This is a genomic window from Kitasatospora sp. NPDC048194 (assembly GCF_043202455.1).
In the GTDB taxonomy this organism is placed as follows: domain Bacteria; phylum Actinomycetota; class Actinomycetes; order Streptomycetales; family Streptomycetaceae; genus Kitasatospora.
In genome coordinates, this window is the sequence record NZ_JBIDAK010000012.1 from 87,453 (window position 1) to 108,997 (window position 21,545).

Annotated in this window: 17 protein-coding genes and 1 tRNA gene; 6 read left to right on the top strand and 12 right to left on the bottom strand. The window is 74.2% G+C overall.

All coding sequences use genetic code 11. From position 1 onward, the window contains the following. Positions 1-37 precede the first annotated feature (37 nt). A complete protein-coding gene (locus ACGF07_RS17075) occupies positions 38-2,005 on the top strand; it encodes a sigma-70 family RNA polymerase sigma factor (RefSeq protein WP_392899451.1) in 1,968 nt (655 codons plus the stop codon). A gap of 59 nt (positions 2,006-2,064) precedes the next feature. On the opposite strand, the gene ACGF07_RS17080 is transcribed toward ACGF07_RS17075, so the two are convergent. Beyond that, entirely contained in the window at positions 2,065-3,399 is a 1,335-nt protein-coding gene (locus tag ACGF07_RS17080) for a DUF1254 domain-containing protein (protein ID WP_392899454.1), read from the bottom strand. Between the two features lie 304 nt (positions 3,400-3,703). On the opposite strand from ACGF07_RS17080, the gene ACGF07_RS17085 reads away from it, so the two are divergent. Then, complete coding sequence (locus ACGF07_RS17085) at positions 3,704-4,744, top strand: NAD-dependent epimerase/dehydratase family protein (protein WP_392899457.1); 1,041 nt, start codon at positions 3,704-3,706, stop codon at positions 4,742-4,744. A 428-nt stretch (positions 4,745-5,172) separates the two neighbouring features. On the opposite strand, the gene ACGF07_RS17090 is transcribed toward ACGF07_RS17085, so the two are convergent. From ACGF07_RS17090 to ACGF07_RS17110, 5 genes are all read right to left on the bottom strand, one after another. Continuing rightward, positions 5,173-6,222, bottom strand: a complete 1,050-nt coding sequence (locus ACGF07_RS17090) for a family 2 encapsulin nanocompartment cargo protein polyprenyl transferase (protein ID WP_392899459.1) — start codon at positions 6,220-6,222, stop codon at positions 5,173-5,175. A 151-nt stretch (positions 6,223-6,373) separates the two neighbouring features. Continuing rightward, positions 6,374-7,795, bottom strand: coding sequence for a family 2B encapsulin nanocompartment shell protein (locus ACGF07_RS17095; protein WP_392899462.1), 1,422 nt, complete (start codon positions 7,793-7,795; stop codon positions 6,374-6,376). A gap of 448 nt (positions 7,796-8,243) precedes the next feature. Further along, complete coding sequence (locus tag ACGF07_RS17100) at positions 8,244-8,789, bottom strand: methylated-DNA--[protein]-cysteine S-methyltransferase (RefSeq protein WP_392899463.1); 546 nt, start codon at positions 8,787-8,789, stop codon at positions 8,244-8,246. 215 nt (positions 8,790-9,004) lie between these two features. Continuing rightward, positions 9,005-9,238, bottom strand: coding sequence for a hypothetical protein (locus ACGF07_RS17105; protein ID WP_350744412.1), 234 nt, complete (start codon positions 9,236-9,238; stop codon positions 9,005-9,007). Between the two features lie 179 nt (positions 9,239-9,417). Further along, the gene (locus ACGF07_RS17110) at positions 9,418-10,626 is read right to left on the bottom strand and encodes an MFS transporter (RefSeq protein ID WP_392899467.1); all 1,209 of its coding nucleotides are present in this window, start codon (positions 10,624-10,626) and stop codon (positions 9,418-9,420) included. Between the two features lie 378 nt (positions 10,627-11,004). Here ACGF07_RS17110 and ACGF07_RS17115 point away from each other — a divergent pair, with 378 nt between their 5' ends. Further along, the gene (locus tag ACGF07_RS17115; protein ID WP_392899470.1) at positions 11,005-11,832 is read left to right on the top strand and encodes a hypothetical protein; all 828 of its coding nucleotides are present in this window, start codon (positions 11,005-11,007) and stop codon (positions 11,830-11,832) included. An 84-nt stretch (positions 11,833-11,916) separates the two neighbouring features. Here ACGF07_RS17115 and ACGF07_RS17120 read toward each other — a convergent pair whose 3' ends face one another. The 4 genes from ACGF07_RS17120 to ACGF07_RS17135 all read right to left on the bottom strand — a co-directional run bounded on the left by ACGF07_RS17120 (position 11,917) and on the right by ACGF07_RS17135 (position 15,372). After that, the gene (locus tag ACGF07_RS17120) at positions 11,917-12,747 is read right to left on the bottom strand and encodes a serine/threonine-protein kinase (protein WP_392899472.1); all 831 of its coding nucleotides are present in this window, start codon (positions 12,745-12,747) and stop codon (positions 11,917-11,919) included. Between the two features lie 55 nt (positions 12,748-12,802). Next, entirely contained in the window at positions 12,803-14,635 is a 1,833-nt protein-coding gene (locus ACGF07_RS17125; protein WP_350744404.1) for an ABC transporter ATP-binding protein, read from the bottom strand. A gap of 41 nt (positions 14,636-14,676) precedes the next feature. Continuing rightward, a complete protein-coding gene (locus ACGF07_RS17130) occupies positions 14,677-14,811 on the bottom strand; it encodes a hypothetical protein (RefSeq protein WP_350744402.1) in 135 nt (44 codons plus the stop codon). 487 nt (positions 14,812-15,298) lie between these two features. Continuing rightward, positions 15,299-15,372 (bottom strand) — tRNA-Thr (locus tag ACGF07_RS17135). Between the two features lie 280 nt (positions 15,373-15,652). Here ACGF07_RS17135 and ACGF07_RS17140 point away from each other — a divergent pair. From ACGF07_RS17140 to ACGF07_RS17150, 3 genes are all read left to right on the top strand, one after another. After that, on the top strand, positions 15,653-16,744 hold the full coding sequence (locus ACGF07_RS17140) for a sn-glycerol-3-phosphate ABC transporter ATP-binding protein UgpC (RefSeq protein WP_350744388.1): 1,092 nt from the start codon (positions 15,653-15,655) through the stop codon (positions 16,742-16,744). Between the two features lie 225 nt (positions 16,745-16,969). Then, on the top strand, positions 16,970-17,413 hold the full coding sequence (locus tag ACGF07_RS17145) for a hypothetical protein (protein WP_392899475.1): 444 nt from the start codon (positions 16,970-16,972) through the stop codon (positions 17,411-17,413). 42 nt (positions 17,414-17,455) lie between these two features. Next, a complete protein-coding gene (locus ACGF07_RS17150; protein WP_392899478.1) occupies positions 17,456-18,334 on the top strand; it encodes an NDP-sugar synthase in 879 nt (292 codons plus the stop codon). Positions 18,335-18,669: 335 nt separating this feature from the next. On the opposite strand, the gene ACGF07_RS17155 is transcribed toward ACGF07_RS17150, so the two are convergent. After that, complete coding sequence (locus ACGF07_RS17155) at positions 18,670-20,358, bottom strand: DoxX family membrane protein (RefSeq protein WP_392899480.1); 1,689 nt, start codon at positions 20,356-20,358, stop codon at positions 18,670-18,672. Between the two features lie 174 nt (positions 20,359-20,532). After that, positions 20,533-21,522 carry a 23S rRNA (guanosine(2251)-2'-O)-methyltransferase RlmB gene (gene rlmB, locus ACGF07_RS17160; protein ID WP_350748272.1) on the bottom strand — a complete coding sequence of 330 codons (990 nt, stop codon included), beginning with the start codon at positions 21,520-21,522 and terminating at the stop codon, positions 20,533-20,535. Positions 21,523-21,545: the final 23 nt, after the last annotated feature.

Genomic DNA, 21,545 nt, shown 5'->3' on the forward strand with positions numbered 1-21,545 from the left:
CGGGGTCGGACGGCTCGATGTCCCTACCGTCGGACGGGTGACGACGAGAACTGTTGGGGCTGTCGGCGCCGTGCCCGGGCCGCGGGCCGCCGCCGTGTCGGCGGAGTACGACCGCCAGGTGGACGGTCTGTTCACCTACTGCCTCTCGGTCCTGTGCGAGCACGACGCCGCCACCGACGCCCTGCGCGAGGTCGGCGAACTCGCGCGGCGGCACGGCGGCCGGCTCACCGAGCCCGGGCTGGTCCGGGCCTGGCTGTTCTCCCTGGCCCGTTACTGCTGCCTGCGGCGGCTGGCCGACGGGACCGCCCGGGAACCCGGAACCGAACCGACCGAGGCCGAGGCCGCCCGGCGGCGGCGCGAGCTGGCCTCGCTCGCCTGGCCGGAGGCGGCCGGCACGGACCCGGAGCAGCGCGAGGCGCTGGAGCTGTCCGTCCGGCACCGGCTGACGCCGCTCGAGGTGGCGGCGGTGCTGGGCCTGCCGTTCGACCGGACCCGCGAACTGCTCGCCACCGCCGAGGCCGAGGTGGCCCGGACCAGGGCGGCGCTGCTGGTGCTCGGGGTGGGCAGCTGCCCGGAACTGGACCGGCTCGGCGGGGCCGGGGCGGAGTCCTGGCGGGACTGGGTGCTCGGGCCCGCGCTGCGGCGGGAACTGGTGCAGCACGTGGTGGACTGCCCGACCTGCCGCGGGACGGCGGAGCGGGTGGCCGCCGGGGAGGCGGCGGAGGGCGCGGCGGGAGCCGGGGCGGGGCTGTCGGGCCTGCCGCTGCTGGCGGCGCCGGCCCCGGGGGCGGCCGGGTCGTCGGTAGCCGCGGATCCGGCGGGTACTGCGGATCCGGCGGGTCCTTCGGGTTCTTCGGGTCCTTCGGGTACGGGTGGCTCGGTGGGCGGGGTGGCGTACCTGCCGTCGTCGCGCGCAGCGGAGCGGCGGGGCGCGGTGCCCGCCGAGCCGGGGCTGCGGTTCGACCACAGCGGCTTCCCCCGGCACCGGGCGCCGGACGCGGGCCGCGGCTTGGCGGTGCGTCGGCGGGTGGTGACCACCGGGGTGCTCGCGGCGGTGCTGGCGGCGCCGGTGGTCGCGCTCTGGGCCGGCCACCGGGGAGGCGGCGGACCGGGGTCGGCGGCTTCGGTCTCGGCGGTCCGGGTGGACGAGGCCGGGCAGGAGGCCGGCCAACGGCCGCCGCAGCCGTGGGCGGCGGGGGTTCCGGCGGAGGCGGTCAGCGGGGCCGGGATGCCGGGGCTGGAGCTGGCGGGGGCGGGGGCCGGTGGGGCGGGCGGTGCAGAAACGTTGCTGCCCGGGTTCCCACGGCTCACCTTCCAGGGACCGCTGGTCCCCGTCCCGAGCCGGGGCGCGACACCGCTCAGCAGTCCGACCCTGGTCGCCGCCCCGGCCCCCGGCGCGGACCGGGCCACCAACCCGGGAGCCGGTCCGGCCGACCCGGCCGGACTGCTCACCGTCGAGGCCGCCGAGTACGGCAGCCGCACGGTGCTCACCCTCACCAACTCCGGCGCGACCGAGATTCGTTGGCGCGCCGTGACGGACGCCGGCTGGCTCCGGCTCAGCCGTGAGGCGGGAACGCTGGCACCGGGGCAGCGGATCACGGTGATCGTCACCGTGGACGAGGACCTCGCACCCGCCACCCACTGGACCGCCCGCATCGCCCTGCCCCCGTCCCAGGCGGTGGTCACCCTGGAGGGCGGACCGCAGAACCGCGGCGGATCGGCGTCCTCCTCGGGGGAACCGTCCTCGACCCCCGGCAGCAGCGCTCCTCCCACACCCTCGGCCCCTGCCTCGGCCACGTCCTCGCCGTCGGCGTCACCGTCGACCTCGGCGTCGCCGAGCGGCGCCGGCCCGACGTCACCGCCGCCCTCGGCGACCGGCTCGCCCTCCTCGCAGCCGTCGCACTCCGGCACACCGACCGGCACGCCGTCCCCTTCGGCGCCTCCCGCAGGCACCCCGTCGCCGCACCCGACCGGCACCGCCCCGGCGCAGCCGTCGGGGCACTGACCGGACCCCGGTGAGGCCCGGCCGGTGAGGCCCGGCCGGTGCGGCCCGGCCGACCGGTGTCAGGTGCGGTGGATCGGGGGGATCTGGTAGGTGCCGTCCAGGACGGGCGGCTTCGGCTGGTAGATGCGGATGATGGGCCGGAACTCGCCGGGCGGGGTGGGGAGCCAGTTGGCGGCGGCCGAGGGGTCCTCGGGCGGGTCGTGCTGGAGGGTGAGGGTCAGCGAGCCGTCGTCGCCGTAGACGAGGCCGGGGGTGCGGTCGCCGATGGAGTAGCGGTTGATCGGGTTCTCGACCAGGAAGTAGTCCGGGACGGAGTACATCGTGACGGACCAGAAGGCCTCGGCGGGCGGGGGCTGTTCGAAGCGGAGGGTGTAGCTGTCGGCGCCGGTGAGCGGGCGGCCGTCGGAGTCCTCGTAGGTCATCGCGTAGGAAGCCTCGTAGGCGTGGTTGCCCCACAGGCCGGCGCGGGCGGCGGCCGCGCGGCTGAGGTAGGCGGCGCGGCGGTCGGGGATGCGCCACTCGGGGTCGTCGACGGTGCCGGGGCCGAGGTGGTCGAGGTTGTAGTCGAAGAGGTGGAGTGCGGAGCGCCACTCGCCGGGCGGGTGGTCCTCGGGCGGGCGGGTGGCGTCCTCGACCCGTTCGCGTCCGGCGGCCAGACCCTTGGCGAGGGCGAGGGTCCACTCCGGGGCGGCCGCGCGGTACGGCGAGGCGCCGTCGTCCAACAGGCCGAGCGGGGCGAACCGGCGCTGGTACTCGATGTCGGGGGTGGCGGGCGGGAAGGCCTGCATCCACACCCGCAGGCGTTCGAAGAAGGCGAGCCGCTCCGGGACCTCCGGGTCGGGCTCGGGCAGTCCGGCGACCAGGCCGCCGGGCTCCAGTGGTTCGAGGACGAGCCCGGCCTGCAGGGCCTTGACCCGCGGCAGGTCGCCGGGGCCGGCGCAGGCGAAGCGGCCGACGATGGTGCCGACGGTGGTGGGCAGCTCGATCACCCGGTCCGGGTCCGGCGGGTCGCCGTGCCAGGCGGGTGGGACGATCAGCCAGGTCTGGGCGCCCGTCCCGGTGGCGCGGCGCCCGAGGTAGGCGACGTTCTCCGTCCAGGCGCTGACGAACTGGAGCACGTGGTAGGCACCGTCGGTGTCCGGCACGTGCAGCACCAACGGGCCTTCGGAAAGGTCGAGTTGGGCGATCGAGTAGATCGTGTCGTTGTTCACGGAGACGAACCGGTCACCCGGGCCGGCCAGCCGGGTCGCGTGGCTGAAGTGGTTGAACGGCGCCGCCGGGAGGGTGCCCAGGCCGCCCTTGGCGAAGCGCTCGACCATGGTGAGGCCGGCGACGAGCGGGTAGCCGTAGACGTACGCGTCGGCGGCCAGGGCCTCCAGCTCGGGCTGGTTCATCGGGGTCCTTCGTCCGTTCGGTTCGGGGGTGGGCGGGGCCTCCGTGCGGGGCCTCCGTGCAGTTCCGTCTCCTTGCGATGCCGTCTCCGTGCGGTGCCGTCTCCGTGCGGTGCCGTCGGGGCGGTCCGCTGCCCTCCGTGCCGAAACAGGGACGAATCGGCACATCTGGGATGCTAGGTGGGGCGGGGAGGGGCGGCATGTCGGGTACTCCGCGCCGCAACGCGGACCGGCGCACCTGGGCGGCCGCTCTGCCCAGCGCGAATCGGAGCGTGCGGGTGGGGCGGTCGGGGGGAGGCTGGCCGGTATGAAGATCCTCCTTCTCGGGGGCTCGTCCTTCCTAGGAAGGGCCTATGCCGTCGAGGCCCTCGCCCGCGGCCACCACGTCACCACCTTCAACCGCGGCCTCGGCGCCGCCGATCCGCCCGGGGTGGAGTCCGTCCGTGGTGACCGCGACAGCGCCGCGGACGTCGCCCGCCTGGTCGAGGGCCGCAGCTGGGACGCCGTCGTCGACACCTCGGCCCAGCAGCCCGCCCAGGCCTCGCTCAGCGCTCGGCTGCTGCGTGAGCGGGCCGACCACTACACCTTCGTCTCCTCCGTGCACGCGTACGCCGACTGGGCCACCCGGGTGATCGACGAGGACGCCGAGCTGCTCCCCTGCCCCGCCGACGCCCCGCCCGAGCAGTCCTCCGGCCGCGAGCTGAAGGCCGGCTGCGAGCGCGCGGTACTGGAGGACTTCGGCGCCGAGCGCTCGCTGATCCTCAACAGCGGGCTGCTGGTCGGACCGCACGAGCGCGGCGGCCGACTGCCCTGGTGGCTGGAGCGGATGGCGCGCGGCGGACGGGTGCTCGCCCCGGGTGACCCCGAGCGGACCATGCAGGTGATCGACGTCCGGGACTTCGCCGTCTTCGGACTCGACCGGCTGGAGGCCGGGACGACCGGCCGCTTCCTCACCACGGCGCCGCCCGGCCGACTGACCTTCGGGGAGTGGCTGGAGACCTGCCGGGAGGTCGCGGGCGCGCCGGACACCGAGCTGGTCTGGGTCGCGGACGACCGGCTGCTCGCCGACGGGCCGGACCAGGTCGCCCCCTGGCTCGAACTCCCCTTCTGGGCGCCGGACCTACCGGAGTGGAAGTACATCTGGCAGGTCGACAGCAGCCGCGCCCGGGCCGCCGGGCTGCGCTGCCGTCCGTTCGCCGAGACCGCGCGGGACACCTGGGAGTGGCTGCGCGAACGCGGACCGGCGGACGACACCGACGCCGAGGGGTGCAAGCGGGTGCCGGGGTCGGCGTTGCGGCAGGGCATCGAACCGGCGAAGGAGCAGCGACTGCTGGCCGCCTTCGGCTGAGCGCGCCCCGGAGTGGGGGGGGGGGGGGGGCGCCGCGCCCCCCCCCCCCCCCCCGGGGCACACCCCGCCCCCCCCCCCGGGGGGGGGGGGGGGGGGGGGGGGGGGGGGGGGGGCCCGCCCGGGGGGGGGGGGCCGGGGGGGGGGGTGGGGGGGGGGGGGGGGCCCCGGGGGGGGGGGTGGGGGGGGCCCCCCCCCCCCCCCCCCGCGCCACCGGGGAACACACGGCTCCCGCCGCCAGGGCGGCCGTCCGCGGGTGTCCGCAGGCGTCCGCGGGCGCCATTGCGCTCGGCCCACGCCGCAGCGCCCAACGGCAGTGGGCCGCGGCGCTCGAGGGGGCCGCAGCCCTCAGCCGTGGCGGCAACGCTCAGGGGCGCCGCACTGCGGGGCGCCGAACCGCTCGGAGATGCCGCGGCACCGAGCCGCAGCGCTCAATGAGTGCGCCGGGTCACCAGCTCGGCGAGTGCCAGCAGCTCGTCGGCTGCGGACGGCTCCGGTACGGCCACGGCGAGCTGGGCCATCGCCGCCGCCATCCGCTCGCAGGACTCGCCCTGCGCCCAGCTGCGCCCGCCGGCCCCCTCGACGGCGGCCGCGCACTGCGCCAACTCCTCCGAGGTGAGCGGGCGTTCCAGTGCGTACAGCTCGGCGAGCCGGGCCCCCTCGGGGGTGCCGGAACCCAGCGCCCTGACCACGGGCAGCGACTTCTTGCGGGCGACCAGGTCCGCCCCGACCGGCTTGCCGGTGACCGCTGGGTCCCCCCAGATCCCGATCAGGTCGTCGATCAGCTGGAAGGCCAGGCCGATCTCGCGGCCGAAGCCGTCCATCGCCTGCGCCGCCTCCTCCGACCCGCCGCCGTACAGCGCACCCATCGCACACGCGGCGCCGAGCAGCGCGCCGGTCTTGGCCTCGGCCATCGCCAGGCACTCGGCGAGCGAGACGTCGTTGCGCGACTCGAAGGCGCAGTCGATCTGCTGGCCCTCACAGAGCTCGACCACGCAGTCGGCGAGCCGGCGGATCGAACCACGCGCGGCCGGGTGGGTGTCCCGGGCGAGCAGGCTCAACGCGAGGGAGTGCATGGCGTCGCCGGCCAGGACGGCCTCGGTGGTGCCGAACACCCGCCAGGCGGTGGGCCGGTGGCGCCGGGTCTCGTCCCGGTCGATGACGTCGTCGTGGAGCAGCGTGAAGTTGTGCACCAGCTCCACCGAGGCGGCTGCGGCGACGGCCGCGCCGGGGGTGCCACCGAGGGCCTGGGTGGCCGCGAGGACCAGCGCCGGGCGGATCGCCTTGCCGGGGGAGGCCTCGGAGGGCGTGCCGTCCGCCTCCCACCAGCCGAAGTGGTAGCCGGCGACCTTGCGCATCATGCCGGGCAGCGAGTCGACGGCGGTCCGCAGGACCGGGTCGACCAGCCCGCGGGCACGGGCGAGGATGTCCGCCGCCTCGTGGCCCTCCTTGTGGTCCCGCTCCAGCATGGAGCTCGTCATGTGTTCTCTCCCCCTGTGAGGACGCCTGTCGTGGAGTGGAATGACCTGCTGTGCCCCACGCGTCGCGGCGCGCCGCCCGGCCGGGGCGGAAATCCCCGGCCGGGCGGCGCGGATGGCGCGATATCGGGCTCGGTGGGACGCGAGCCGGTTGTCAACGCTGGGCGATGTCGACGTTCTCCAGCACGCCGATCGCGTCCGGTACCAGGATCGCGGCCGAGTAGTAGGTGCTCACCAGGTAGGAAATGATGGCCTTCTCGTCGATTCCCATGAACCGCACCGAAAGGCCCGGCTGGTATTCGTCCGGAATTCCCGTCTGGTGCAGGCCGATGACGCCCTGGTTGTCCTCGCCGACGCGCATCGCGATGATCGAGCTGGTGTTCCCGCCGACGATCGGAATCTTGTTGCACGGGAAGATCGGCACCCCGCGCCAGGCGTTGACGTGCTTGCCCTCGACCTCGACGGTGCCCGGGTAGAGGCCGCGCTTGTTGCACTCCCGGCCGAAGGCGGCGATGGCCTTGGGGTGGGCCAGGAACATCTTGGTGCTGCGGCGGCGGCTGAGCAGCTCGTCCATGTCGTCCGGAGTGGGCGGGCCCGAGTGGGTCTGGATCCGGTGGTCGTACTCGGCGTTCTCCAGGAGGCCGAACTCCGGGTTGTTGATCATCTCGTGCTCCTGGCGCTCGCGCAGGGCCTCGATGGTCAGCCGGAGCTGGTGCTCGGTCTGGTTCATCGGCTCGTTGTAGAGGTCGGCGACGCGGGTGTGCACCTTGAGGATGGTCTGCGCGACGCTGAGCTCGTACTCGCGCGGCTTGAGCTCGTAGTCCACGAACGCGCCGGGCAGGTCGTACTCGCCGTGGTGCCCGGCGGAGAGGTCGATCGCGGCCTCACCGTGCTTGTTCTGGGCCTGCTGGAAGCCGTTCAGGTACTCCATGACCTGCAGCTGGAGCGCGTCCGAGCGGTCGTGCAGCTCCTGGAAGGACGGCCAGGGGAGCGCCATCACGGTGCCGGAGGTGACGGCGCGGACGGTGTACGGCCAGGTGTCGCCCTCCTCCTGGAGCGCTTCGTCGCCCAGGTGGTCGCCGTCCGCGAGGGTGCCGACCACCGCCTCCTCGCCGTACTTGCCGGTGGCGATCCGGTCGAGCTTGCCGTGCGCGATCAGGAAGACCTCGCTGATCGGCGAGCCGGCGGAGACCAGGACGTCCCCCGCCTCGAACTGGCGCTGGGTGAAGCGCCCGGCCAACTCCTCCAGTACGGCCTCGTCCTGGAAGCCGCGCAGCACCGGCACCTCGGTCAGCGTCTGCGGGACGATCCGCACCTCGGAACCCGTCTTGACGAAGCTCACCCGGCCGCGGCCGACCTTGTGGCGCAGACGGCGGTTGACCCGGTAGGTCCCGCCGGACACCTGAACCCAGGGCAGCATCCTGAGCAGCCAACGCGGGCTGATGCCCTGCATCTGCGGCGCGGACTTGGTGGTGGTGGCGAGGTTCCGCGCGCCCGCCGTGCTCAGTGCCTGCTGCTGCCGGATCCCCGGTTGCGCACCCGGCGCGGAGATCCCGGCGTTGGTTTCGGTCGACATATGGGGAGCCCTTCGCAAACCCGATGAAGTGTCGCCTTGCACATTCATGTTGCGACTTCATGTTGCGGGTTCATGGTGGGCCCGTTCGGAGGCAGACCGCAATCACTCATTCGAGTGGTTCCGAATAACCGAACAAATAGTACGACTAGATCACCTGATCGATATGCCCGGTTATCGTGCCCGATTCGACCGGGCCGACCGATTCGACCGTCCCGGTCGGTAAGACCGGTTCGAGGTCGCGGACGGTGGGGCGACGTGGCGGTGCGGACGGCGCGCACGACGCGCACGGTGCATGCGCTGCAGACGACGCATGCGAGCCGACCGGCGGGCCGCGGACCATCTTCCCCCATCGAGTGGCCCGTCCGCGCCGCAATCCGGCACATTCGACTCACCGCGCGCCTCACCGCACGCCCCGGCCCGGCCCCTCCAGCCGTAGCGACGGCGGGGGCTACAGCGGGCCGTCCCAGTCCAGCGTCGGCTCCAACACCCCTTCCAGGGTCAGCAGCCAGCGCTTCACCTCGATCCCCACCCGACCACCGCCGAAACCGCCGATCCCGTCCGCCGCCACCACCCGGTGGCAGGGCACCAAGAGGGCGACGGGATTCGCCGCCATCATCTGCCCGACCGTACGGGCGGCCAGACCCGGTTCGGCGACGTCCTCGAAGACCCCGCTGCGCGCGGCCAGTTCGCCGTAGGTGATGGTCCGCCCGTACGGCACCTCGCGCCAGAGCGTCTGCAGCACTGCGCGGTGCGGGCCGGAGCTGAGGCTCCAGTCGATCGGCAGACCCAACTCGCGGGTGCGGCCCGCCAGGTAGGCACCGATCCGCTCGGTGACGGCGGCGCTCTTCTCCGGATCGGTGCACGGTGGCGTCTCGCCGTCCCGCGCGCCGTAGCCGGCCGCCGCCACACCCAGCGGCGTCACCGCGATGTGCATCGGACCGCTCGGCAGCGGGGTCGGCACGGTCAGCCAGGACAACGACCAGGACTGCGGCACGCTCGGGTCCCCACCCTCCACCGGCTCTGCCGCCGGCCGACCCGACAGCCCGAGGGCGCGCCCGACCGGGCCGCCCGCGCCATCGTACGTCGGGGCAGCCCGGCCGTCGGCGGGAACGCCGACCCGGCGGGGAAGGCCCGTGGCCGGAGCCACCTCTGCGGTCCGAGGGGCAGCGCCGGTCGGAGCCGCCCCCGCGGTTCGGCGGGCAGCGTCGGTCAGAGCCGCCCCTTCAGCTCGGTGGACAGCGCCCGCGCCCAGTGCGACAGCTCGTCGCGGTCCGGGCGGCGCCCCTCGCACAGCACGGCCAGTTGGGCTTCGTTGACCCGGTTCGGCCCCGGAATGTCCAGCAGGTACGCCAACTCGGCCAGGACGGTCGCCAGGCGCTCCGCGTCGGTGTGGTCGATGGTGACGGCGGTCTCGTGGTGGCTGATGGTGAGCGAACCGGGCATGGTGGACCTCCTCCGTACCCCCACCGTCCACGGTACGACCGACCCGGCCACCCCGCCCGCCGCGGAGGCACACACGCGTGGGCGGAGCGACCGGCTGCGCTCCGGGGCCGGCCGGATACGGTGCGCGGTGGGCCGCACCGGTGGCCGGGGGTGCGCCCCGAAGCCGTCCGAGGGGTGCGTCAGTCGTCCGGGTCCTCCTCCCAGCGCCGATTCCGTACGGCCGGTACGCCCAACACTACGGCTCCCGAGGCGACTTGCCAGACCACCCCGACGAGCAGCACCTGCCCGACACCGAACCGGGCGGCCAGCGGCCCGGCCGCCGCCAACCCGAGCGGGCCGAGGACGAAGGCGCCGAGCGATCCGAAGGAGGTCAGCCGGCCGAGCAACTCGGCGGGGACCCAGCGCTGCGTCGTGGTGGCGAACAGCGTCCCGCACACCGCGGACCCCGCCCCCGCCACCAACGCACCGGCGACCACCCAGACCAGCGGCGCCCCCGCCGCCAGCGCGGCGGAGGGCAGCGCCCAGGCGAGCCCGGCCACGGTCGCCACCACCAGCGGGCGCCCGGGACGGCGGCCCAGCATCAGCAGACCGCCCAGCACCGCGCCCGCGCCGTACACGCCCATGACCAGGCCCCAGGCCCGGGCACCGCCGAGCGCCCGCTGCGCGGTGAGCGGGCCGAGCACCAGGAACGGCGCCCACACCAGCAGGTTGAACAGGCCCATCTGCGCGGTGGTGATCCACAGCCACGGGCGGGCGGCGAACTCCGACCAGCCGCCCCGCAGTTCCCGGAGCACCGACTCCCCACCGGCCGCCCGCGGCCGGTCGGGCGGCCGGAGCCCCACCAGCGCGAGGGCGCCGACCCCGTACGTCACCGCGTCGATCAGCAGCACCACCGCCGGGCCCCACGCCGCCGTGATCAGACCGGCCAGTGCGGGCCCGGCCACCGTGGACAGCGAACGCGACAGCCCCAACAGGGTGTTGCCGTCCGCCAGCAGCTCCTCGCGGCGCACCAGACCGGGCACGATCGCGCCGAACGCGGGCATGAACAGCCCTTCGCCGACGCCCCAGACAGCGACCAGGGCGACCATCGCCCACACCGGCGCGTGCCCGGCCGCCAGCAGCCCCGCGAACAGCCCCTGCACGACGCCGCGAAGGACGTCCGAGCCCAGCATCAGACGGCGGCTGCCGAAGCGGTCCGCGATCACCCCGCCGGCCAGCAGCACCAGCACCACGGGGAGGATCCGGGCGGCCATCACCGAGCCGAGGTCGGTGCCGCTGCCGCCCCGGTCGAGCACCGCGAAGGCCACCGCGACGGGGGCCATCGCCGACCCGAGGAGGGAGGTCGTGTACCCGAGGAAGAACCGGGTGAACTCGCGCTCGCCCAGCACCGCGAGTCGGGCTGCCGATCGGCGGGGGCGCGCCGGATTCGGTTCCGCGGGTGCGGCTTCCCTCGCGTCGGCTGGGTGTGCTGCGTCGGCTGCGTGTGCTGAATGTGCTGAATGTGCTGCATCCGCTGAGTCGGCTCGATCTGCCGGGTCCACCGCATCCACTGCGTTCACTGCCATGGGCAGCAGTCTGGGAGCGGTCGGGCACCCGGTTCAAGGGCTTCGCCCGAAAAACTTGAGCCTTTCCGTATCAACGTCGGCCGATGGAGCTTCTATCGCAGTAAATACCGCCACTCACTATCCCTCACCTGCCATTTACTGCGATTACGAGTATGCTGATCGGCATCTTGACGGACGTATTTACCGCGGAAGAAGGGCTCGATGGCGACAGAGCTTCCCCCGGTCGAGTACGGCCTCGCCGTCGAGCGGTATCTCACCGCCTCCGGGCTCTCCGAGGGCTCCCGGCGGATCTACCGGATCGCCCTGGGCACCTGGGCCTGGGCGCTCGCCGACCGACCCGCTCCCACCGGCCCGGAACGGCGCCGCGCCCGGCCACCCGTGCTCCCGCTCGCGCTGCTCGACCACCCCGACGCCGCCCGGCGACTGCGCGCAGCCGTCGCCCTGCGCGGCACCGATACCGACCCGCGCACCCTCAACCGCGAACTCTCCACTCTGCGCGCGGCCGTCGCCTGGTGGCGCGCCCGCGGTTGGATCGACGGCGATCCGACCACCGAACTGCGGCCCCTTCCGGTGGCCGAACCGGCGGCGGCCGCAGCCCCCTTGACCGCCGAGCAGCTGCGCGCCCTGTTCGCCCTGCGGGCGCCGTTGCGGGAGCAGACGCTGTGGCGCCTGCTGCACGAGTCCGGCGCCACCATCGAGACCGTGCTGGCCCTGAACACCGACCAGCTCGACCTCCCCCGGCGCCGCACCCGCCCCGGGACCGGCCGCACCCCGGTCCGCTGGGGGTCCGGCACCGCTCGGCTGCTCCCCCTGCTGATCGCCGGCCGCGCCGACGGACCGCTCTTCCTCACCGACCGCCGCGCCCCGAGCGGCACCCCCGCCGTCGACCGCTGCCCGTACACCGGTCGCGCCCGCCTCTCGTACCGGCGTGCGGCGGAGTTGTTCACCGGCCACACGCGGGCGCTCGCCGAAGCGCCGGACGCGGGTTGGACGCTGCGGCAGCTGAGGCAGCTGCCGCCCGGGAGGTAGCCAGCCGCTCAAGGGGGTGGGAGCCACTCAAGGGGCGGGGAGCCACCCGCCAGGACGCGTCGCCCGGCGGGGCCGCCGCCGCAGTCATCCCTCGGGCGTCGGCCCTGAGCGACGTGAGGGAAGGAACTCGTCCAGGGTGTCGGCTAGTTGGGCGATCGTCGGCCGTGCTTCCGGGTCGAGGCGCAGACCGGCGTCGATCACCGCGGCGAGTGGGCGGGGCAGGCGACGGCGCCGGGACACCGGAGGAGCCGGTGTCCCGGTCGGGTCCGACGCGGCCTCGCCGAACGGAAGTTCGCCGGTGGCGGCCTCGTAGAGGGTGACACCGATGCCCCAGACGTCGGCAGCCGCCGTGAGCGGCCCACCGGAGGCCTGTTCGGGGGCGAGGTAGCCGACCGTGCCGAGGCGGCGCGGGCCGCCCGGGCCCGGCGGGCGGGCGATGCTCAGGTCGAGCACCTTGGCGCGGCGGCAGTCGATCACCACGTTGGCGGGCTTGAGGTCCAGGTGCAGTAGACCCCGCCTGTGCAAGTAGCCGACGGCCGAGCAGAGTTGTATCCCCAGCAGGGCCAGGTCGGTGGCGGCCGGGCGGCGCGGTCCCCGGTCGATCAGGTGGGCGAGGGTCTCGCCGGTGAGCGTCTCCAGCACCGCGTACGGCTGCGGGCGTTCGCCGGTGCCGTAGCCGCGCACCAGGTGCGGGTGGGTGAACTCGGCCAGCCAGCGTCCCTCCCTGAGCAACCGCTCTCGCAAGTCCCGGTCACGGCGGCGGTCCGGCCTGAGCACCTTGACCACGCAGCGGCAGTCCCGTTCCTCGCTCCAGGCGTCGTAGACGTCCAGCCAGCCGGTGCGGCAGAGGTGGGACAGCACCTGGTAGCCGGGGGCGATCACCGTTCCGGCGGCCAGTGGCTCCCGCTCTCTCATCGGGCGGCCTCCGCACTCATCGGGCGCCTTCCGCACGCATCAGCGGCCTCCGTGGTCATCGTGCGGCACTCGCCAGGCCGGCGGCCCGGTCGAGCCGGGCGTAGCCGTCGTCGTGGGCGAGCAGGTCCCGGTGGCTGCCGCAGGCGGCGACGCGGCCCTCGCGCAGCAGCACGATCCGGTCCGCGTTCCGGACGGTGAGCAGGTTGTGCGAGATGATGATCGTGGTCCGCCCGTTCATCAGCCGCCCCAGCGGCTCGAGGATCCGCTGCCCGGACTCCGGGTCCAGCCCGGTGGTCGGCTCGTCGAGCAGCAGCACCGGCGCGTCCCGGATCATCGCCCGGGCGATCGCGATCCGCTGGCGCTGCCCGCCGGACAGCAGTCGCCCGTGCTGGCCCACCACCGTGTCGTAGCCCTCCGGCAGCCGGCTGATGAACTCGTCGGCGTCGGCGGCCCGGGCGGCGGCCGTGATCTGCTCGTCGGTCGCCCCGGGCCGACCGTAGGCGATGTTCTCCCGGACGGTGCCGTGGATCACCAGCGTCTCCTGCAACAGGACCGCGATGCGCTCGCGAAGGTCGGCCAGCGCCAGTTCGCGCAGGTCGATGCCGTCCAGCCGGACGGCACCCCGCTCCGGGTCGTAGAAGCGCAGCAGCAGCTTGGCGATGGTCGACTTGCCCGCCCCGCTCTCCCCGACCAGCGCCACCGTCTCACCCGGCTCGGCGCGGAAGGAGACGTCGTACAGCGCCACCCGGGTGGTGCCCGGGTAGCGGAACCACACCCCGTCGAGGACCACCGCGCCCCGCGTCCGGGCCGGGCGCAGCGGTGCCGGGGGATCAGCCACCTGCGGCCGCTGGTCGAGCAGTTCGATGATCCGCTCGGCGGCGGCCGAGGCGGAGTAGAAGCCGTTGCTGAGCTGGGAGATGCCCCGGATCGGGCTGTAGAGGCGGCTGAGCAGAGCGACGAAGACGAGCAGTTCGCCGAGCGTGAGGCGGTCGTGGACGAGTTCCCAGGCGCCGAGTCCGAGCACGATCAGCGCCCCGACCAGCTCCAGCAGTTCCACGACCGGCGCGAACAGCGCGCGCAGCCGGGTCGCCGCCATGGTCGCCCGGAACCGGGCCATGCTCTCCTGGAGGAACCGTTCCTGCTCCCAGTCCTGCCGGTTGTACGCCTGCACCAGCGTGATGTTGCCGAGCGTCTCCTCGGCGAGCGCGCTGACCGAACCGCTGCGGCGCCGCCGCTCCCGGGACGCGGCCTTCACCCTCGTCGAGAAGTGGCGGGCGGTGATCCAGAACAGCGGCGCGACCACCAGGGCGGTGAGCGCGAGGTCCCAGCGCAGGTAGAACAGCACCACCAGGAAGACGGCCAGCTCGGCGACGTAAGCGACCGCGTCGAGGACGCCCGAGAGCAGGAAGGTCTCGACCGCCTCCACGTCCGCGGTCAGCCGCGACAGTACGTCGCCGAGCCGCCGCCGCTCGAAGAAGCCCAGCGACAGGTGCTGGAGGTGCCGGAACACGTCCGTCCGCAGGGCGAGCAGGAAGCGCTCGCTGACCCAGGCCGAGGTCGTCTCGTCGGCGAAGCGCAGGCCGCCTGCCAGCAGGGTCAGCACGGCGTAGCCGAGCGCCACGGGCAGGAACAGGTCGAATCTGCGCGGTACCAGCACGTCGTCGACGACGATCTTGAAGAGCCAGATCGCCGCCGCGTCCACCACCGGGCCGAGCAGGACGAACCCCAGCAGCGGGGCCAGCCAGCGCCGCCCGCCGCGGGTGTAGGGCCAGAACCGGACGAAGGTCCGCCGCACCGACACGGCCGGGGCCGGCGCGACGACCGGGTCCGCCCGGCCGTCGCCGCCACCACCCGTGTCGACGGCCGTCAGCCGTCGCAGCGACCACACGTGCCCGTCCTAGCCCTGGACCATGACCGGTGCGTCAGTCGTCAGTGCCGCGAGTGCTTGCGGTTCCGGCGGCGGCCGTGACCGGTCGACTTCTCGGTGTGGTCGGTCTCCTTGCCGGTACCGGCCCGCTTGCGCGAACTCCGCATTGCCGGCAGGAGGTTGGCGAGGATGCTCATCACTGCCACCTTTCTCTCGATCGTTCCCCCACGAGGGGATACGGACGGGTGGGCCGGGGTGCTCAGGGGGATCGGAACGGATGGTCGGGGCTGCCCTCGGCCGGCCGGGAGTGGCCTCGGCCGGCCGAACTGCCTTCCGCCGGCCGGACTGCCTTTCGTTGGCCGGACTGCCTTCCGCTGGCCGGAACTGCCTTCCGCGCGTGGTCCGGCGCAGCGGGTCCGGGGCCGGTCCGGCGGTTGTTTCAGCGGCGGCGGGGACCGTTACCCAGCCGATGAGCGGCGGGGACTCCTGGAGGTCGCCCGCCTGGACGCCGACGCCGAAGCCCCCGACCTCTCCGCCGTCCCGCTGGACCGCGCGGTGCGCCGCACCGTCACCCTCACCGGCCTCAACCACCCCACCGGCGGCGCCCTCGCCACCCCCACCCACGCGACGACGGAGGGCCAGTCCGGCCGGCATGACTCCGGCGAACTGGCCCTCCGTACGGCGAGCCCCCTGTCGGGTTCGAACCGACGACCCCCGCTTTACAAGAGCGGTGCTCTGGCCAGCTGAGCTAAGGAGGCACGGTGGCCGTCCGCGATGGATCACGGCGGCACCGGGGGCAGTCTACCGGGCCGGGGTGACGGGGTGGGGGGATATCCGGGGGTTGGCGGGGTGGGCGGGCGTGATGGAACCGATGCCGAAATGGGGGTGGAGGGGGCTGACAAGCGGCGGGAGCGCGGGTAGCGTCGCCGGGAGTCGGCTCGTCGCGTGGTTCAGACCATTGACGGGGCGGCGGAGATTGGACACCCCCCTTTACTCGGATCGTCCGGCACGTTCCTGCCGGTGAAGGAGAGCACAACCATGGCTTCTGTCACGTACGACCAGGCGACCCGCATCTATCCCGGGGCGACCAAGCCCTCGGTGGACGCGCTGGACCTGGAGATCGCGGACGGCGAGTTCCTCGTCCTGGTCGGCCCGTCGGGCTGCGGCAAGTCGACCAGCCTGCGCATGCTGGCCGGGCTGGAGGACGTCAACAGCGGCGCCATCCGGATCGGCGAGCGGGACGTCACCCACCTGCCGCCGAAGGACCGGGACATCGCCATGGTGTTCCAGAACTACGCGCTGTACCCGCACATGACCGTCGCGGAGAACATGGGCTTCGCGCTGAAGATCGCCGGCGTGAACAAGGCGGACATCCGGACCAAGGTCGAGGAGGCGGCGAAGATCCTCGACCTCACCGAGTACCTGGACCGCAAGCCGAAGGCGCTGTCCGGCGGCCAGCGCCAGCGCGTCGCGATGGGCCGCGCGATCGTCCGCCAGCCGCAGGTCTTCCTGATGGACGAGCCGCTGTCGAACCTGGACGCCAAGCTGCGCGTCTCGACCCGCACCCAGATCGCCGGTCTGCAGCGCCGCCTGGGCATCACCACCGTGTACGTCACCCACGACCAGACCGAGGCGCTCACCATGGGCGACCGGGTCGCGGTGCTCAAGGACGGTCTGCTGCAGCAGGTCGACACCCCGCGGAACATGTACGACAAGCCCGCCAACGTCTTCGTGGCCGGCTTCATCGGCTCGCCGGCCATGAACCTGGTCGAGGTGCCGCTGGTGGACGGCGGGGTGAAGTTCGGCGGCTCGGTCGTCAACATCTCGCGCGAGAACCTGGCCGGTGCCGGCACCGACAAGACGGTGATCGTCGGCGTGCGCCCCGAGCACTTCCAGATCGTCCCGGCCGGTGGCATCGAGGGCGTCGCGGTGACGGTCAACGTGGTCGAGGAGCTCGGCTCGGACGGCTTCGTCTACGGCACCACCCAGCTCGGCGGCGTGGACAAGGACCTGGTCGTCCGCGTCCCCGGCCGTCAGATCCCGGCCCGCGGCGAGACGATCCACGTCGTGCCGATCGCCGAGGAGACCCACGTCTTCGCCACCAGCAGCGGCGAGCGCCTGAGCCACTGAGTGCCCGAGCGCTCGGACGGCGGCGGCAGCTACAGCCGCGGCTGCGGCTGCGGCTGCGGCTGCGGCGGCTGACGCACACGACGGAGCCCGTCGGACCCACCGGTCCGGCGGGCTCCGTCCGTACACCCGAGCGTCAACACGGTGCAGGGACATATCGGGGCAGTGCATCACTCGATGGTGTAACGGAGGGCAATGCGGCCCGCACCCACCGCTACTCTCCTGAGGGTGAAGCAGCTTGTACGCCGTATCGGCCAGACCGTCGCCCTGACCCTGCCGGTCGTCCTGGTGACCACCGGCACCCTCGCCGTGACCCGCGTCCCGTGGGCGCCACCGACCGGGCTCGACCAGCAGGTCGTGGCGGCGTCCAGCGGGGACGGCGCCGGGATCGGCCGCTCCTCGTCCGCCGCCACCAAGACCGACGGGCTGGCTCCGCAGGACGCCCTGCGAGTCGCGCTGCTGGACGAACTGCGCGCCAAGAACCCGTCCGCCGCGCTGGACCTGCTGGAGCGCTCGATGCGCGAGCAGCCCTCGCTCACGCCGTACTGCACCGCGCTGGCCGGCGAGTTGGGCAAGGCCGCGGTGCGCAAGTACCAGGGCGACGTCCAGCGGGCCCGCTCCTTCGCCCGCCCGGTCTGCGACGGTTCCTTCGTGGCGGGGACCAGCAACTGACGACCGGCGGACACCCGCGGCGGGCGGCCGTATCGTTCAGCCATGACCGCTGATTCCGGCCCCACCGCCGACCTCACGTCGCGCCAGAGCCAGCCCCAGCCGCACCAGCCCCGACCCCGGTCCACCACCGCGCCCACCACCGCGCCCGGCACGGCAGCTGTCACGGCAGCCGTCACGGCACCTGTCCCCCCGGCGGTCGGCCGGACGATCACCCAGGCCGTGATCCTGGCCGGCGGCCAGGGCTCCCGGCTGCGCCCGTACACCGACGACCGCCCGAAGCCGCTGGTCGAGATCCCGGGGACGGGCACGCCGATCCTGGGCCACCAGCTGGGCTGGCTGGCCGCCGAGGGCGTCACCGACGTGGTGGTGTCCTGCGGGCACCTCGCCGACGTGCTGGAGGAGTGGCTCGACACCGCGGACCTGCCGCTGCGGGTCCGTACGGTGGTGGAGGCGGAGCCGCTCGGGCGCGGCGGCGGCCTGAAGTACGCGGCGAAGGCGCTGGCCCGCCCGGACGAGCCCTGGTACGCCACCAACGGCGACATCTGGACCCGCTTCAGCCTGACCGACATGGCCGCCTTCCACCACGAGCGGGACGCCGTCGCGACGCTCGCGCTGGCCCGGCCGCGGATCCCGTGGGGCGCGGTGGAGACGGACCAGTTCGGCAACGTGCTGGACTTCATCGAAGCTCCGCCCTCGCCGTTCCTGATCAACGCCGGCGTGTACGTGTTCAGCCCGGAGTTCGCCGAGCTGCTGCCGGACGTGGGCGACCACGAGCGCGCCACCTTCCCCCAACTCGCCCGCGCCAAGCGGCTGGCGGGCTACCAGCTGCCGCAGGGCGTGTACTGGCGCGCCATCGACACGGCCAAGGACCTCACCGAGGCGGCCAAGGAGCTCGCGGCGCACCGCGACACGACCCTCTGACGGACGGCGGTAGCCGGGCCGCTACCGGCGGACGGGTGCCCAGACGAGCCACCTTGCCTCCGCTCCCCTGCCGAGCCGGGCCGGGCCGAGCCGGGCCGGCTGCCCCCGGTCCGCCCCGCCACCGCCGACTGCGGCAAGCGGCAGCGGCGCCGGCCACAACCGAAGCCGAAGCCACAACCGAAGCCGAAGCCGAAGCCACAGCCACAGCCACAGCCACAGCCACAGCACAACGGCCGGGTGCTCCCCCACGGAGCACCCGGCCGCCTCACACCGGACACCGGACAACGGACGACGACGCCGGCACCGGCACCGGCGCCGTCAGGCCCCCGAGCGCCTCAGGTCGCCGTGGGCGTCCCCGGCCGGGAGGAGCGCCCGCCCTCGGCCCCGCCGGCCCCGCCGGCCCCGCCGGACAGGTCGGCCAGCGGGCCGCTGCCCAGCACCCCGCCGAGCAGCCCCGAGCCGCTGCTCGGGCTCGGCTTGGGCGCCGTGCCCGATCCCCCGGCGGCCGGGGTGCTGCGCTGGGCCGGCGCGCCGCCGCCGGGAACGGCGGAGGGGGCGGCCGGCGCCGGGGAGGAGCCCGCCCCGGTCTCCGCCTTGCCGGAGTGCTTGCCGCTCGGCGTGGCGCCGGTCGGCTTGGCGGGGGCGCTGGACGGTGCGGTCGCGCTGGGCGTCGGGGTGGCCGGGTGCGGGGCGGGCGAGGGCGAGGACGCGCCCTGGCCGCCCGGGGCGCCGGACGGGCTGCTCGTCGGCCAGACCGGGGTGCCGTAGTCGGTGGCCGGGCGGGGCGGCGCCTGGTGCGGCCGGGCGCTGGTCCGGACGGCGGCGCCCAGCATCGAGCCGAGCAGGAGGGTCAGGCCGACCACGATGGTGGTGACCACCGTGCCGCGGCGCAGCACCCGGCGGCGCAGGGCGCGCGGCGAGCCCGCGCCGAAGCGGCGCCAGGCCTCGAGGTTGAGCCGGCCGTCCAGTGAGGCGAACGGCGCCCCGGCGATCAGCAGGGGGCTCCACGCCGCGAGGAAGATCAGGTCCGGGGTGTCGTAGACCGGTACGGCCCGCCAGCTGACGGTGAACAGCAGCGCCGCGGAGAGCAGCATCGCCGCTCCGGCCGCGAGCCGCTGCCACAGGCCCAGGACGGTCAGCACGCCGACCACGATCTCGGTGAACGACACCACCAGGCCGGAGCCGACGGGGTGCGCCATCGCGAAGGCGAGCAGCGGTTCGGCGACCTTCCAGGGGTGCAGCGAGGAGAGCCAGCGCACCATGGAGCCGCGCTCGCCGCCGTCGAAGTACACCGGGTCGCAGAGCTTGCTGAATCCGGCGTAGACGGAGAGCGAGCCGAGCACCGCGCGCAGCGGCAGCAGCACCAGGCCGAGGTCGACCCGGCGGCCGGGGTACCAGGGCTGCTTGCCCCCGGCGTCGGTGGCGGACACCTCGGGCAGTTCGCCGCTCGGGGTCCAGCCGTGCGGCTCGCCGACCGGGCCGACGCCCGCGTCGGTGGCGGTGCCGGTGCCCTCGCGCGGCTGGCGGGGGACGGTCCGGGCGCCCGCGTAGGCCGGGAGCACCTGGGTGTCCGCCTCGGCCCGGCTGTCGCCGCCCGGCGCGCCGCTCTGGCGGACCGCCTCCAGCAGCTGGGTGGCCGCGAGGTCGCCGGGGGGCGCCTGGCCGGTCCAGGTGACGGCGGTGACCCGGCCCTTGCGGCGGGGCGCCCCGCCGGTCCCGGCCCCGGCCCCGGCCAGCGCCGGGACGGCCGAGGCGGGCACGACGACCTGCGGGGTGACCAGCGAACGGCGGATCAGGCCCTGGTTGGCGTACGGGTCGCCGAACGCGGCGCCGGTGGACAGCAGTCCGGCCGGGGCCTCGATCAGCGGCGCCACGGGGCTGCCGAGCCGGAGGCGGAAGCTCGCCTGGGTGCTGCTGAGTCGCGCCGGATCCGACGGCACCTTGACGGTGTCGAGCCCGGGGCCCGCGTCCATCCCGGTGCTGCCGCCGCCGAACAGGGGGCGCCGAGGTGTTCTGGTGTCCACGTCCACGCCCGTCTAACCGGGTGACGGCCGCTTAGGACACTCTCCCGGGTGGATGTCCGGCGCATGCTTGAAGTGATCATGAAAAAAGCGATCGGACCCGGTCGGGCCCGATCGCTTTTCACTCGGATCGCGGGGAATTCAGCACATCACCTGCGGACGGAGGTCCGGCTGTGCTCAGCGCTTGGCGCGCAGCCGGGCGGCCTCGTACAGCACGACGCCCGCAGCGACACCGGCGTTCAGCGACTCGGTCAGCCCGGACATCGGGATCCGCACCCGCATGTCGCAGGTCTCCGAGACGAGCCGGGACAGGCCCTTGCCCTCGCTGCCCGCGACGATCACGACCGGGCCGGTCAGCAGCTCCAGGTCGCCGATCTCGGCCTCGCCGTCGGCGGCCAGGCCGACCACCATCAGGCCGGCCTTCTGGTAGGCCTCCAGCGTGCGGGTCATGTTGGTCGCGCGGGCGACGGGCAGCCGGGCCGCAGCGCCGGAGGAGGTCTTCCAGGCACCGGCGGTCATGCCGGCCGCACGGCGCTCGGGGATCACCACGCCGTGCGCGCCGAAGGCGGCGGCGGAGCGGACCACGGCGCCGAGGTTGCGCGAGTCGGTGACCCCGTCCAGCGCGATGATCAGCGGATCCTGACCGGCGTCGGCGGCCTCCTCCAGCAGGTCCTCGGGGTGCGCGTACTCGTACGGCGGGACCTGGAGCACCAGGCCCTGGTGGTTGAGCCCGCCGGTCATCTGGTCCAGCTGCGGCCGCGGGGCCTCCATCAGCGGGATGCCGCGGTCGTTGGCGGCCTGGAAGGCCTCGCGGACGCGGTCGTCGGTGTCGATGAACTGCTGGACGTACAGCGCGGTGGCGGGCACGTCGCCGATCAGGGCCTCGACCACCGAGTTGCGGCCGAAGACCAGCTCGGCGCTGCCCGCGCCGCCACGACCGCCCCGGCCGGCCCCGGCCCGGCGCATGCCGGCCCGGGCCTTGGCGTCCCGCTCGCGCTTGAGCGCGGCGTTGGCGGCGCGCTGCTTCGGGTGGCCCTTGCGCGCCTCTCCGGGCGGGGTCGGGCCCTTGCCCTGCAGCGCCTTCCGGCTGTGCCCGCCGGTCCCGACAGACGCGCCCTTCTTCGATCCGGGGTTGCGGCGGTTCCTGCGCTGGCTGTTGCCGGCCATGGCTGTACTTCCTGTCTGTCCGG

Excerpts from the sequence above, each read along its gene's own strand:
- ACGF07_RS17080 (WP_392899454.1), bottom strand. The coding sequence starts at position 3,399 with ATGAACCAGCCCGAGCTGGAGGCCCTGGCCGCCGACGCGTACGTCTAC.
- ACGF07_RS17085 (WP_392899457.1), top strand. The coding sequence starts at position 3,704 with ATGAAGATCCTCCTTCTCGGGGGCTCGTCCTTCCTAGGAAGGGCCTAT.
- ACGF07_RS17090 (WP_392899459.1), bottom strand. The coding sequence starts at position 6,222 with ATGACGAGCTCCATGCTGGAGCGGGACCACAAGGAGGGCCACGAGGCG.
- ACGF07_RS17095 (WP_392899462.1), bottom strand. The coding sequence starts at position 7,795 with ATGTCGACCGAAACCAACGCCGGGATCTCCGCGCCGGGTGCGCAACCG.
- ACGF07_RS17105 (WP_350744412.1), bottom strand. The coding sequence starts at position 9,238 with ATGCCCGGTTCGCTCACCATCAGCCACCACGAGACCGCCGTCACCATC.
- ACGF07_RS17115 (WP_392899470.1), top strand. The coding sequence starts at position 11,005 with ATGGCGACAGAGCTTCCCCCGGTCGAGTACGGCCTCGCCGTCGAGCGG.
- ACGF07_RS17120 (WP_392899472.1), bottom strand. The coding sequence starts at position 12,747 with ATGAGAGAGCGGGAGCCACTGGCCGCCGGAACGGTGATCGCCCCCGGC.
- ACGF07_RS17130 (WP_350744402.1), bottom strand. The coding sequence starts at position 14,811 with ATGAGCATCCTCGCCAACCTCCTGCCGGCAATGCGGAGTTCGCGCAAG.
- ACGF07_RS17140 (WP_350744388.1), top strand. The coding sequence starts at position 15,653 with ATGGCTTCTGTCACGTACGACCAGGCGACCCGCATCTATCCCGGGGCG.
- ACGF07_RS17150 (WP_392899478.1), top strand. The coding sequence starts at position 17,456 with ATGACCGCTGATTCCGGCCCCACCGCCGACCTCACGTCGCGCCAGAGC.
- rlmB (WP_350748272.1), bottom strand. The coding sequence starts at position 21,522 with ATGGCCGGCAACAGCCAGCGCAGGAACCGCCGCAACCCCGGATCGAAG.